The sequence below is a fragment of the Pseudomonas sp. X4 genome (assembly GCF_040784925.1).
Lineage (GTDB): Bacteria > Pseudomonadota > Gammaproteobacteria > Pseudomonadales > Pseudomonadaceae > Aquipseudomonas > Aquipseudomonas putida_Z.
On the sequence record NZ_CP160798.1, the window covers coordinates 1993474 to 2007466 of the forward strand.

The following is a 13993-nucleotide window of genomic DNA, read 5'->3' on the forward strand; positions in this document are numbered from 1 at the left end:
CCATGCGTTATCTGCTGTGTCTGCTGTTCTGCCTTATGGCCGGGGTCGCGCAAGCGGCGCCGGCCGGCAAGGCCTACATGAGCATCATCATCGACGACCTGGGCCAGAGCAGCGAGCGCGATAGCCGCACCCTGGCCCTGCCCGGTCCGGTGACCATGGCGATCATGCCCGACACCCCGCATGCCACCACCTTTGCCCACCAGGCGCACAAGGCCGGCAAGACGGTGATCCTGCACATGCCGATGGACCCGGCCACCGGCCCTTACGCCTGGCACCCCGGCACGCCTCTGCCGGAGCTGGCCCGACGCCTGGACGCCGCCCTGGCGCAGGTGCCGTGCGCAGTCGGCATCAACAACCACATGGGCAGCCGCATGACCGCCGAACCCGAGGCAATGGCGATGCTGATGGCTGACCTGCAACGCAGGCACCTGTTCTTTGTCGACAGCCGCACCAGCGCTGCCACCGTAGCCGCATTCCAGGCTCAGGCCCAGGGCCTGGCACAGGTATCCCGCGATGTCTTTCTGGACAACGTACGTACGGTCGAGGCCATCGGCAGCGAATTGCAGCTCGGGGTCGAACTGGCTCGCAAACAAGGCTCAGCCGTGCTGATCGGCCACCCTTATCCGCAAACCCTCGAAGTGCTCGAACGCGAACTGCCCCGGCTGAAGCGCCAGGGCATAGAGCTGATCGGCCTGGAACAGATGATTGCCGAGCGGGGCAATCAGACGATGCCTGCACATGTCAGGCACCACCCCACTGCCCCCGTTGGCCGGTTTAACGGAAAGGAATGATTCCTCGGGCCTCGGCCAGCGTAAGTCTTCCCCTGTGCACCCGCTGGCCCGCGGCTGCAGCGGCCTGGCTACTCAAACTGCGCTGCTTCCAAGTCTTGAGGTGACCTACCGTGAAATTATCAGCGTTAGCGTCCAGCGAGGGTAAATGGAAGTGTGCAGCCCAGAGGCTCAGCTTGCTCGGTAGACGCCGGATCCGGTATTCGTCAAAAGCGCTGCCATCTTGCATGGTGCGCCGCTCCACATATTCGACCTGTATCAGCCCCTTTTTGTGGAGATACTGCAAGCCTTCGGCCGACGGATACTTGGTGTCGGTATAGAGCGTGGTCATCTGCAATGTTTTCTCTGCATCCAACTTGTCCAGCTCCAGCTCCAGCGTCCTGACCAGCTTGTCGTTTCCTCCGGCATCCCGCACCACTCCGAGCGCCTGATCCAGCTTTTCCAGATGCTGGTCGAACAACTGCTCGAGCAACGCCCCTTTGATGTCGTGCTTGACATAGTCCTCGGCCTGCTCCCGCACGGAATCGCTTTCGTCCAGAAGCACCTGTACCCACATGGGCAGGTCTGTTGGAGTAGCTTCGTCCGCCAATGAAGGGCGCTTGCTTTCCCGCTGTCGCCATTCCCCATCCACCAGGTCGAAGGTTGCCAGTACTTCTTCACTGAACGTCTCGCGCACTTCCACGATCTGGCTTTCGCCTACCGTCCTTTCCACACCGATCATCAACTGCCCAGCAAGGTTGCGCACCACTCGCTGCTCTTCGGTAGACACCTTGTAGGGCGTGCGCTTTTGCGCGACCGTTCCACCCTCCTGCTCCGAGATCGCGGCAACCAACCGCTTTCCCGCATCTTCCTTCAGTTGCTCTACATGGTTGCGATACCGCTCGAGCATTGCGGGTTCGATAAGGTCGCCACCTTCGCGGAGAATGCGGGCACTATTGAGTAATGCGGCAGAGTACTCATCCCATGCCTCTTGCAAGATCACGATGCGGTCATCTGCCGACAGATTGGCAAAGTCAAGCTCCCCGTGAGTCTCTGCGGCATTGCGCAAGGCCATGCTGACCAGTTCGTCCCGGTAGCGGGCGACTGTCTGAAGGCCGCCGGGAGCATTGAGGTGCAAGGCCAGGTCTGCCAGGTTCTGCACCTGATGGAAGCGCATCTGCACGGTCGAAAACGGTCTTTCGTCGATCAGATGCCCCACTGTGCGATGGTCACCAGGGGTGTTGGAAGGTATGACAAGCTCAACCGGCGACTCGGCCAGCAAATTGTCCAGGTGCACTCGTATGGCGAGCATGCGGTCCTGATACTCCACCACCTGCTCCAGCTTGATACGAAACGCAGCATATTGTTCGCCGACCTCTGCCAATGGCTTCCCATCGATAGCCCGTTGCAGCGCGGCAAGTTGCGGATAGTCCGTCAGGCTCCACAGCTCGTTGTAAACGAACACACAATCACGAATCAGCTCTATTCGGGCACTTTCCTGATGCTGGTCAAGAATTTCATCCAACCCTTTGTTATGGCGAGATTTGGCATACTTGGGTTCTGCCATCGTGATCAACAGTTTTAGCTGTTCATCCATCTTGCCAATGGCCTCTTCCAGCAGCGAAACTATTTTTTCGCGCTGCTGAGCGATGCTTTCCTTCACCTCTATTTCTCGTTGAGCATACTTTTCTATCAGCGACTCCTTCATTGACACATCAGTACCTGCAGGGGCCGAAGCCACCTCAGACTGCGCTTTCAACTTCAACGCCTCCATGGCCACAAGGTTTTTGTGCAAAGCCATCATCTGCTTGGTAACTGCCTGGACCTTCGCTTTCAACGCCGGAACGTCCTCCTCCAGCTTGGAAACTTTTTCGTACAGTTTATCGAAGCGGCGCGATACCAAAGTCTTGGAGTCGGGAGCCCCTCCCGCAAGGCGCAGTTTCGTATCCACCCGCCAAGCCCCATCGACAAATGCCAGCCAGGGCCCGTAACCGCCAGTCGCATCGACTACCCGAACTCCCTCAGCCAGCAACTCCACCCTATAGAGATCACCAGCCATGGCCGCGTAGTAGTTCTTATCGATCTGGTACAGGCCTTCACCATCGCCCGCAGTCAAAGGGCTCAACCCATTGACCGAGACGCTGGAACTCATGGCTTGCAACCTCTGCCGCTGTTGCGCGGGCAGCCAGTTGAACCCATGCTGGCCGCGCCAGGAAAAGTCCAGCACCTGGCTGCCCAGTTCGCCCAGCTTGCCTTCCGGTTCTTCACGCGCCTCGATAGCAAGTTCGGCATACGCGCCGTTTTGCAGGTCGGGCCCTTCGAACAGTGAAACATCAGGCAGCCGCCTTGTGGGCACTGTCTCCTGCTTCGGTTGATGGGCATGCAGCAGCGTCATCCCGAGGTTGAGCAACAAGTTGGCCACTGCAGCGGACCGATCGAACTCACCACCCTGCTCCAACACGGTCAAGTCGTTTTGCAGCGAAGCCAGAAACTGTACTAACCAGGCCACAGACGCGACCGGACCGCGTATCGCCTGAGTCACCACATCGAACAACAGCCAGGCGCCCTCGCACAGGAGCTGCCAACGGCTCTCGGCGTCAGATACCGATTCCAGTCCTGCCAGCTCGACCAGCAGATCTCGGTTGGCCTGGTAGATTTTCTCGTCAACCTTGTTGCGCCACAGCTTCAGATCGAGCATCGCCGGCTCCGGCTTGGCCGGGAGCGTATAAGGGTCGAGACCAATACTCACAATGTGCGGCTCGCTGAAACCACCCTCTGCATATACGTCGCGCGCGGTCGGGTCGATCCAGTCAAGAATGCTATCTTGGAAGAGAGCCGACTCACGAATATGTGCAAGCAAGGCCTCAAGGCTTGCGTACTCGCGAACCGTGTCCTGTCGATATAGCGGGCGGTACACCAGAACCTTTGCCGGCTCGGCGCAGAACAGCAAGTACATGCCGCGCACCTCGTCTTTCTTGCGCGAATGACGGCTGCGCCTGAAAGCCAGGGGGATCAAGGACATGCGCGGAACCAAGGGGTCCTGATGACCTGCGCAAAAATCGACCACGCACTGTAGGCCCACCTCGGAGACTTTCGCGTCGAGCCTGGCCGAAAGGGCGCTGGAAAGAAACGCGCTTCGCCATTCCCTGGCAAAACGCACGATGCGCTCGGCGCGCATGGCCTGATCATCGAGCTGTTCGGCAACATAGTTTGGGTAGCGGCCACCAATGTCTACCTGGGTCACCAGTCGCTTCGCAGCATTGGCATCCAGCCACTTCGGGGGCGTGATGCCCTTTCGATGGCTGACCTTTTTGATCTCCGCGCCCTTGAGCGAAGCAAGGTTACCGATAGCAAATTCGGTAAGCGACTTGGTACCCACGAACGCCAGTGGCTCGCCGCCGCCGGCACCTGTCGCAGCGCCACCAGGCACACCCCGAGCGATATACAGGTCGAGAAGCAGGTGATCTGGAGAGGTTTCGTCCCCGTGCTCCTTTTTCATCTGCTCGCCCAGTTGCTGCGCGGCATACGCCGTCAATGACTGGATGCCGTCCAGCACCGAAACACCCCCGGCATCCAACTGGTCAAGGGCGAGCTGCAACAACGCGGCGCGACAGGCAAAGCTGTCCTGGGGAGCGCTGGCCCTGAGCCCTGGCGGGGCCATGGTGGCTGGCGTGTCGTCTTCGTAGCGTACGAACCAGGCCGCCGGGTCGCTCAGGTGGGCGAAACGCCTCTCCATTGCCGCCACATCGGACAAGCCACTGAAGCGCATCAGGTCGAAAGACTGGAACATGGACTCAAGCAACAGCGAAACCTGCTGGGCAAAGACGTTGCCCTCAACCGGCTGACGCGTCCACGACAGGCTCTGAAAACTGTAGTGCTGCGCCAGTTCGTTGCGCAACGCTTCGCCGAAATCATCCAAGGAAGCGAAGCTGCGCGTGATACCGGACGGCGCGCACCAGAGCACCACCTGCCGCTCATCGTAATCGCCAGTGACCAGCAGGTGACTGAGCATCTGGTCGTATTGAATCGACCCACAAGTCAGGCTGGCTTTCACGAAACAGACCGATGGCTGGGCAGTACCACCGCGGATCAATCCGCGAATGCAGGCCTGCTCCTGAACGTCCAGCCCTTGCAGAGGCAGACCACGCAAGAGCGCAGTCCTGAGCAGCAGTTGCAACCACTGGTCACGGCTCACCCCTGCACTGCCCTTGGCATTCCAGTATTCGAGCTGTGCCTCGCAGAAAAGCCGTGGCAACTGCTTTACCAGTTCGTCGAGCGCATCGGACATGCCGCTCAGTTGGCGGGTGTCGAACGCGCTGTCCGAGCCAGGAAAACGGTATGAGGAGGTTAGTGCAAGATTGTGATGCCGCTCACCGACAGGCTCGATGTCCAGCGGCTGTGCTTCGAGCAATGCCTGGAGCACACGGTCGACCAGCGGTTGCGTGCCCCAGTAAGGCGTGCTGGGATCGGGACTATCCAGCATGATAGGGTCCGCGTTGGACAGAGCAGGCTTCACAAAGGCAAGCCAGGGCAGCTTCCCCAGCAGCACGGTCCACAGATTCTCGCTGGTCACCTGCCGCAATGTCGGCCGATCACTGAACTGACTGGCTGCGGCGTACTGAAAATCGAATGTGGGAATAGCGGAACGTTTCATGAAGCATGCCTCCGGAAGAAAACCGGCAGGCTGAAGCAAACTTGTCCGCTACCCGGGCTAATTATTGCTTGCCCATGAAAAAGGCCCTGCGTCTTGCAGGGCCTCCTCATCGCTCAAGAATCAGCTGTACACACGCCCCAGCAACTGGCGGTGGCTTTCGAACTGATCCAGCACATCACGCACGATCTGCTCCGGCGCAAAGCCCATCAGGTCGTACTCCTGGCTGCCATCGTGCAGGTACACCTCGGCGCGGTAGAAGCGCTGACGCACTTCCGGCTCACCTTCCACCGGCGCTTCGCTCGGCGCGGCCAGGTAGCCATCCAGGCTCACTTCATAGACGAACGGGTTGCCCTCTTCCATCATCACCCGCAGGCCCATCATGTTGCGCGACTGGCCAACCCGGGTTTCCACCTCGAAGCCCAGGGTCTGCAACTGCGCGGCGGCTTCTTTCAGCGCCGGGCTGACCTGCTTGTCCATGAAACGCTGTACCACGGCCTGGGTCGGCTGCAGTTCCAGTTGGGTCAGGCGCTCGCTGAAGCCACGACGGCCACGGGCGGCCAGCTCGGCACGCTCCTGCTCGACCGCCACGTCCTGTTTCATGGCCTTGTACAGGCCGAACATGAACAGCACCAGCACCACCGAGAACGGCAGGCCCGCCAGCACTACCATGGTCTGCATGGCTTCGAAGTTACCGGCGAACAGCAGGCCGATGGTGACCAGGGTGATGACCACCGACCAGAACACCACCATCCAGTGCGGGGCGTCTTCGTCGACCTTGCCGCCTTTGCACGACAGGTTGGCCATCATCACCGCGCCGGAGTCGGCCGGGGTGAGGAACAGCACGAAGCCGACGAACACCGCTACACCGATCACGATCTTGGCCGCCGGGAAGTATTCCAGCAGCTGGTAGATCGACATCGACGGCTGTTCCAGGGCGGTCTTGCCCAGCTCCACGGCGCCCTGGTTGATCACCAGGTCCAGCGCGGTGTTGCCGAAGATCGACAGCCAGGCCAGGGTGAAGCCCAGCGGGATCAGCAACACGCCGCTAACCAGTTGGCGCACGGTGCGGCCCTTGGAGATACGGGCAATGAACATGCCGACGAACGGGCCCCAGGAGATCCACCAGGCCCAGTAGAACACGGTCCACAGGCCCAGCCAGCGCTCGGACTTGCCGGCTTCGCCTTCATACACATAGAGGTCGAAGGTTTTCAGCACGATGCCGTTGAGGTAGTCGCCGATGTTCTGCACGAAGCCGTTGAGCAGGTGCAGGGTTTCGCCGCCCAGCAGGACGAAGATCAACAGGCCGCTGAACAGCATGATGTTCAGGTTGGACAGGCGGCGAATGCCGTTTTCCACACCAGAGACCGCCGCCACGGTGGCAACGCCGGCCATGACCAGGATCACCATCAGCAGGTTGGTCTTGCTGTGGTCCATGCCGAACAGGTATTCCAGGCCGGAGGCCACCTGCATCGAACCGATGCCCAGGTTGGTCACCAGGCCCAGCAGGGTGACGAACATGCCGAAGATGTCCACGGCATTGCCGGCAGCACCCTTGACCCAACGCTCACCGACCAGCGGGTACAGCGCCGAGCGCAGGGCCAGCGGCTGGTTGTGGCGGTAGGCGAAGTAACCCACGGCCAGGCCGACCAGGGCGTAGATCGCCCAGCCATGCAGGCCCCAGTGCAGGAAGGTCAGCTGCAGGCCCTGGCGCGCTGCGTCGAGGCTGGCAGAAGTGCCTTCCGGTGGGTTGAAGTAGTGGTCCAGCGGCTCGGAGGCGCCGAAGTACAGCAGCGAAATGCCGATACCGGAGGAGAACAGCATGCCGGCCCAGGCGCCATAGCTGAAGTCGGGCTGGTCATCCTTGCCGCCAAGCTTGAGCTTGCCGTAGTCGGAGAAGGCCAGGTAGATGACGAACAGCAGGTAACCACCGATTACCAGCATGTAATACCAGCCGAAGGTGCGCGTCAGCCATTTCTGGGCCACGCCCAGCACCTGGCCGGCGGTTTCGGGTACAGCGATAAGCAAGGCAGTCAGAACGAGGATCATCAGCGCGGAGGTGAAGAACACCACGCGGTTGACCCGTACCCTCTCGGCCGGAGGGTTGGTAAGTGAGGCAGAACTCATTGCACGAATGCTCCGGGCAGTACGGCTGTGGAGGCTAATCAGTCTTTCCCGAGCAATTGGTGGAATATCCCCACTGCATCAGGTGTTATAAAAGCACCCTGGAAACCGTGATCCCGAATCGATACGTTGCAAAAAAACAGACAGGTGGCCTGCTGCAAATGCCACGCCTCAGCCGAGGTGCGCGCATTCGTCACAGATCACCCCGCCCGCTCCAAGGGCCCGCCGCAGGGTCCATGACCGCACGGCAGAATCTGCATTTCGCATCGCTCATGCCCGTCAACGCCTTGTATTCCGGGGGTTACGCGATTTCCTGGGGTGTCAATCCGTGCCTTCTCGACCGCCTGAAAAACTGTCAATGGCACAAATTGTCGCAGAGCTTATTCTTTATTGATTGAACGTTCAATCAAAACAAAATAGACTGGCCTTCGCCGAGTCAGCCGCCCGTCGTCTGCTCGCAGGCCTGAGGAGATAGCAAGATGCCCAAGGTCGGTATGCAACCCATCCGCCGCCAGCAGTTGATCGAAGCCACGTTGCAGGCGGTCGATCAGGTCGGACTGGGCGACGCCAGCATTGCGCTGATTGCCCGTTTGGCCGGTGTGTCGAACGGCATCATCAGTCACTACTTTCGGGACAAGAACGGCCTGATCGCAGCGACGATGGGTTACATCATGAACATGCTCAACGAAGGCGTCAGAGCACGTCGCCAGGCCCTGACGGACGACAGCCCGCGCGCCCACCTGAAAGTGATCATCGAGGGCAACTTCGATGCCAGCCAGGTGAACGGCCCGGCGATGAAAACCTGGTTGGCCTTCTGGGCTTCCAGCATGCACCAGCCCGATTTGCACAGGTTGCAGCGGATCAACGACCACCGCTTGTATTCCAACCTGTGCTGCCAGTTCCGCCGCGCCCTGCCGCTCTACCATGCGCGCAAGGCAGCCCGCGGCCTGGCAGCTTTGATCGACGGCTTGTGGCTGCGTGGCGCCCTGTCGGGTGATGCATTCGACACCGACCAGGCGATACGGATTGCTTACGAATACATGGATCTACAACTGGCTAAGCAGCACACCCTGGGTACAAACGACCAGGCCGCTGAACCAACGCGCACGGCCCTTGCCAACCCGGCAGGAGCGTGACGCGCAAGCCAAACCACACACTGCACTTGCGAGGACACTATGGCCCGTTTCGGAACGCAAAAACTCTACATTGATGGCGCTTACGTCGACGCTGGCAGCGATGCCACCTTCGAAGCCATCAACCCGGCTACCGGCGAAGTCCTCGCCCACGTGCAACGTGCCACCGAGGCTGACGTCGAGAAGGCCGTCGAAAGCGCCGAGCGTGGCCAGAAAGTCTGGGCCGCGATGACCGCCATGCAGCGTTCGCGCATCCTGCGCCGCGCCGTCGAGATCCTGCGCGAGCGCAACGACGAGCTGGCCATGCTGGAAACCCTGGACACCGGCAAGTCGTACTCGGAAACCCGCTACGTCGACATCGTCACCGGCGCCGACGTGCTGGAGTACTACGCTGGCCTGGTTCCGGCCATCGAAGGCGAGCAGATCCCGCTGCGTGAATCGTCCTTCGTCTACACCCGCCGCGAGCCGCTGGGCGTGACCGCCGGTATCGGCGCCTGGAACTACCCGATCCAGATCGCCCTGTGGAAATCCGCCCCGGCCCTGGCCGCCGGCAACGCGATGATCTTCAAGCCGTCGGAAGTCACCTCGCTGACCACCCTGAAACTGGCCGAGATCTACACCGAAGCCGGCCTGCCGAACGGCGTGTTCAACGTCCTGACCGGCAGCGGCCGCGAAGTCGGCACCTGGCTGACCGAGCACCCACGCATCGAAAAAGTCTCCTTCACCGGCGGCACCACCACCGGCAAGAAGGTCATGGCCAGCGCCTCGAGCTCGTCGCTCAAGGAAGTCACCATGGAACTGGGCGGCAAGTCGCCACTGATCATTTGCGCCGACGCCGACCTGGACAAGGCCGCCGACATCGCCATGATGGCCAACTTCTACAGCTCGGGCCAGGTTTGCACCAACGGCACCCGCGTGTTCATCCCGGCTGAAATGAAAGCTGCCTTCGAGGCCAAGATCGTCGAGCGCGTTGCCCGCATCCGCGCTGGCAACCCGGAAGACGAAAACACCAACTTCGGCCCGCTGGTCAGCTTCCAGCACATGGAAAGCGTGCTTGGCTACATCGCCAAGGGCAAGGAAGAAGGTGCCCGCGTGCTGTGCGGTGGCGAACGTCTGACCGCCGGTGATTTCGCCAAGGGTGCGTTCGTGGCCCCGACCGTGTTCACCGACTGCACCGACGACATGACCATCGTCAAGGAAGAGATCTTCGGCCCGGTGATGAGCATCCTCACCTACGAAACCGAAGAAGAAGTCATCCGTCGTGCCAACGACACCGAGTACGGCCTGGCCGCCGGTGTCTGCACCAACGACATCACCCGCGCCCACCGCATCATCCACAAGCTGGAAGCCGGTATCTGCTGGATCAACGCCTGGGGCGAATCGCCGGCCGAAATGCCGGTCGGTGGCTACAAGCAGTCGGGCGTCGGCCGTGAGAACGGCGTCAGCTCGCTGGCTCAATACACTCGCATCAAGTCGGTCCAGGTCGAGCTGGGCGGCTACAACTCGGTCTTCTAAGGCCCTGTCCAGCCACGCCCGTGCCGCTGCGCACGGGCGTTCCCGCTCCCTGATCACCGCCAACACGAGGGTACTTTCATGTCCCAAGAATTCGATTACATCATCGTCGGTGCCGGCTCGGCCGGTAACACCCTGGCGACCCGCCTGACCGAAGACGCCGGCGTCACCGTACTGCTGCTGGAAGCCGGTGGCCCCGACTACCGCTTCGACTTCCGTACCCAGATGCCGGCCGCCCTGGCCTTCCCGCTGCAGGGCCGCCGCTACAACTGGGCCTACGAGACCGACCCGGAGCCGTACATGGACGGCCGCCGCATGGAATGTGGCCGCGGCAAGGGCCTGGGTGGCTCGTCGCTGATCAACGGCATGTGCTACATCCGCGGTAACGCCATGGACTTCGACGGCTGGGCAGAACTGCCAGGCCTGGAAGACTGGACCTACCTGGACTGCCTGCCGTACTTCCGTAAAGCCGAAACCCGCGACATCGGCCCGAACGACTACCACGGGGGCGAAGGCCCGGTCAGCGTGACCACGCCGAAAGCCGGCAACAACCCGCTGTTCCACGCCATGGTCGAAGCCGGCGTGCAGGCCGGTTACCCGCGCACCGAAGACCTGAATGGCTACCAGCAGGAAGGCTTCGGCCCGATGGACCGTACGGTGACCAAGAACGGCCGCCGCTCCAGCACCGCCCGTGGCTATCTGGACCAGGCCAAGAAGCGCCCGAACCTGACCATCGTCACCCACGCCCTGACTGACCGCGTGCTGTTCGACGGCAAGCGCGCCATCGGCGTGACCTACCTGGTCGGCGACAGCGAAGAACGCGTTGAAGCCCGTGCCCGCAAGGAAGTGATCGTCAGCTCCGGCGCCATCGCTTCGCCGCAACTGCTGCAGCGCTCCGGCGTCGGCCCGCGCGCCCTGCTGGAAAGCCTCGACATCCCGGTGGTGCACGACCTGCCGGGCGTTGGCGAGAACCTGCAGGACCACCTGGAACTGTACCTGCAGTACGCCTGCACCCAGCCGGTGTCGCTGTATCCGTCGCTGCTGTGGTGGAACCAGCCGGCCATTGGTGCCGAGTGGATGTTCAACGGCACCGGCATCGGCGCCAGCAACCAGTTCGAGGCCGGTGGTTTCATTCGTACCCGCCCTGAATTCAAGTGGCCGAACATTCAATACCACTTCCTGCCGGTGGCCATTAACTACAACGGCTCCAATGGTGTGAAGGAACACGGCTTCCAGGCGCACATGGGTTCCATGCGCTCGCCTGCTCGCGGCCGCATCCAGGCCAAGTCGAAGGACCCGCGCCAACACCCGAGCATCCTGTTCAACTACATGTCCACCGAGCAGGACTGGCAGGAATTCCGTGACGGCATCCGCCTGACCCGCGAAATCATGGCCCAGCCGGCACTGGACCCGTACCGTGGCCGTGAGATCAGCCCGGGCGCGCACGTGCAGACCGATGAAGAGCTGGACAAGTTCATCCGCGAGCACGCCGAAACCGCCTTCCACCCGTCCTGCTCGTGCAAGATGGGCACCGACGACATGGCGGTGGTCGACGGCGAAGGCCGCGTGCATGGCATGAAGGGCCTGCGCGTGGTCGATGCGTCGATCATGCCGCTGATCATCACCGGCAACCTCAACGCCACCACGATCATGATCGCCGAGAAAATCTCGGACAAGATCCGTGGCCGCAAGCCGCTGCCGCGCAGCACCGCCAAGTACTACGTGGCGGGCGATGCACCGGTGAAGGGCAAGCCGATGCGTGAGGTCAAGCAGGCGTAAACCTGCACCGGCCTCTTCGCGGCTAAAGCCGCTCCCACAGGGTTCACACAGGTTTTGAAAACTGTGCAGTACCTGTGGGAGCGGGTTCACCCGCGAAAGGGCCCGCCCAGGCACCCCGAAAAGGCACCCACCGCGGTGCCTTTTTTTCATCTGCAGAAACGCTTTACAGCCTGCCAATTCATCAGGTTAGAATCATTTGGCACGCGACCTGCTAGCGTCATGCTATCAAGTCCCCTCCCCCCTGCGGTCCCCGGAGTACCTGCCTTTGGATGCAAGCACCATCAACAGCCTGTTCCTGATCGGCGCATTGCTGGTGGGCGCAAGTATCCTGGTCAGTTCGCTGTCGTCGCGCCTGGGCATCCCTATTCTGGTCATCATCCTCGCCGTCGGCATGGTCGCCGGGGTCGATGGTGGTGGCATCATTTTCAACAACTACCCGACCGCCTACCTGGTGGGCAACCTAGCGCTGGCCGTGATCCTGCTCGACGGCGGCCTGCGCACGCGGGTGGCGAGCTTCCGCGTGGCGCTGTGGCCGGCGCTGTCGCTGGCCACCATCGGCGTGATGATCACCACCGCCCTCACCGGCCTGGTCGCCGCCTGGCTGTTCGACCTGAGCCTGATCCAGGGCCTGCTGATCGGCGCCATCGTCGGCTCTACCGACGCCGCGGCGGTGTTCTCGCTGCTCGGCGGCAAAGGCCTGAACGAGCGGGTTACCGCCACCCTGGAGATCGAGTCGGGCAGCAACGACCCGATGGCAGTGTTCCTCACCGTCACCCTGATCGACATGATCGCCAGCGGCCAGACCGGCCTGCACTGGAGCCTGCTCACCCACCTGCTGCGCGAATTCGGCATCGGCGGACTGCTGGGCCTGGGCGGCGGCTGGCTGATGCTGCAACTGGTCAACCGCATCAAGCTGGCTGGCGGCCTGTACCCCATCCTGGTGATCGCCGGCGGCCTGGTGGTGTTCTCGCTGACCAACGCCCTGCACGGCAGCGGCTTCCTTGCCGTGTACCTGTGCGGCCTGGTGCTGGGCAACAAGCCGATCCGCAGCCGCCACGGCATCCTGCACATGCTCGACGGCATGGCCTGGCTGGCGCAGATCGGCATGTTCCTGGTGCTGGGGCTGCTGGTCACGCCCCACGACCTGCTACCCATCGCCCTGCCGGCGCTGGGCCTGGCGCTGTGGATGATCCTGGTGGCGCGGCCGCTGTCGGTGGTCGCCGCCCTGCTGCCGTTCAAGGCTTTCCATGGCCGCGAAAAGGGCTTCATCTCCTGGGTCGGCCTGCGCGGCGCGGTACCGATCATCCTCGCGGTGTTCCCGCTGATGGCCGGCCTGCCGGACGCCCAGCTGTTCTTCAACCTGGCCTTCTTCATCGTGCTGGTGTCGCTGCTGGTGCAAGGCACCAGCCTGCCGTGGATGGCCAAGCTGTTGAAAGTGACAGTACCGCCAGACCCGGCACCAATCTCCCGCTCCGCCCTGGAAGTGCACATCACCAGCGAGTGGGAAATGTTCGTCTACCGCCTGGGCGCCGAAAAATGGTGCATCGGCGCCGCCCTGCGCGAATTGAAAATGCCCGAAGGCACGCGGATCGCCGCGCTGTTCCGGGGCGAGCAGCTGCTGCACCCGTCCGGCAGTACGGTACTGGAAGTAGGCGACATGCTCTGCGTGATCGGCCACGAACATAACCTGCCGGCCCTGGGCAAACTGTTCAGCCAGGCGCCACAACGTGGCCTCGACCTGCGTTTCTTCGGCGACTTCGTGCTCGAAGGCGATGCCGAACTGGGTGCGGTGGCAGCGTTGTACGGCCTGAAACTCGACGGCCTGGACGCGAAAATGCCGCTGGCCCAGTTCATCCGACAGAAGGTCGGAGGCGCTCCAGTAGTAGGTGACCAGGTCGAATGGCATGGCACGATCTGGACCGTGGCCACCATGGACGGGAACAAGATCCAGAAAGTAGGCGTCAGATTCCCCGAAGGAACGCGACCCGGACCAGGATTGTTCCTCTAAACTTCGTTTCTGCCGGATC

General features: G+C 61.8%; 7 protein-coding genes. 5 read left to right on the plus strand and 2 right to left on the minus strand.

The genetic code is table 11. From position 1 onward, the window contains the following. The first annotated feature begins 2 nt into the window (after window positions 1–2). Window positions 3–791 (plus strand): divergent polysaccharide deacetylase family protein, encoded by a 789-nt coding sequence (locus tag ABX298_RS08730; protein ID WP_075046620.1) that lies wholly within the window; start codon window positions 3–5, stop codon window positions 789–791. On the opposite strand, the gene ABX298_RS08735 is transcribed toward ABX298_RS08730, so the two are convergent. Both ABX298_RS08735 and ABX298_RS08740 read right to left on the minus strand, forming a co-directional pair. Continuing rightward, a complete protein-coding gene (locus tag ABX298_RS08735; RefSeq protein ID WP_367394307.1) occupies window positions 775–5421 on the minus strand; it encodes a DUF6543 domain-containing protein in 4647 nt (1548 codons plus the stop codon). The two genes, ABX298_RS08730 and ABX298_RS08735, sit on opposite strands and share 17 nt — an antisense overlap. 120 nt (window positions 5422–5541) lie before the next feature. Next, window positions 5542–7488, minus strand: a complete 1947-nt coding sequence (locus tag ABX298_RS08740) for a BCCT family transporter (RefSeq protein WP_237141004.1) — start codon at window positions 7486–7488, stop codon at window positions 5542–5544. Between the two features lie 533 nt (window positions 7489–8021). Between ABX298_RS08740 and betI the strand changes: the two genes are divergently transcribed. From betI to ABX298_RS08760, 4 genes are all read left to right on the plus strand, one after another. Then, window positions 8022–8678, plus strand: coding sequence for a transcriptional regulator BetI (gene betI, locus ABX298_RS08745; protein WP_025340942.1), 657 nt, complete (start codon window positions 8022–8024; stop codon window positions 8676–8678). Window positions 8679–8717: 39 nt separating this feature from the next. After that, on the plus strand, window positions 8718–10190 hold the full coding sequence (gene betB / locus ABX298_RS08750) for a betaine-aldehyde dehydrogenase (RefSeq protein ID WP_025340943.1): 1473 nt from the start codon (window positions 8718–8720) through the stop codon (window positions 10188–10190). Window positions 10191–10268: 78 nt separating this feature from the next. Then, window positions 10269–11966: a choline dehydrogenase gene (gene betA, locus ABX298_RS08755; protein ID WP_075046623.1), complete on the plus strand. Its 1698-nt coding sequence runs from the start codon at window positions 10269–10271 to the stop codon at window positions 11964–11966. 265 nt (window positions 11967–12231) lie between these two features. Then, complete coding sequence (locus ABX298_RS08760; RefSeq protein ID WP_025340945.1) at window positions 12232–13974, plus strand: potassium/proton antiporter; 1743 nt, start codon at window positions 12232–12234, stop codon at window positions 13972–13974. Window positions 13975–13993 lie beyond the last annotated feature (19 nt).

Bases quoted from the DNA above. Each gene is read 5' to 3' on its own strand.
- ABX298_RS08735 (WP_367394307.1), bottom strand. From the start codon at position 5,421: ATGAAACGTTCCGCTATTCCCACATTCGATTTTCAGTACGCCGCAGCC.
- betB (WP_025340943.1), top strand. From the start codon at position 8,718: ATGGCCCGTTTCGGAACGCAAAAACTCTACATTGATGGCGCTTACGTC.
- betI (WP_025340942.1), top strand. From the start codon at position 8,022: ATGCCCAAGGTCGGTATGCAACCCATCCGCCGCCAGCAGTTGATCGAA.
- betA (WP_075046623.1), top strand. From the start codon at position 10,269: ATGTCCCAAGAATTCGATTACATCATCGTCGGTGCCGGCTCGGCCGGT.
- ABX298_RS08730 (WP_075046620.1), top strand. From the start codon at position 3: ATGCGTTATCTGCTGTGTCTGCTGTTCTGCCTTATGGCCGGGGTCGCG.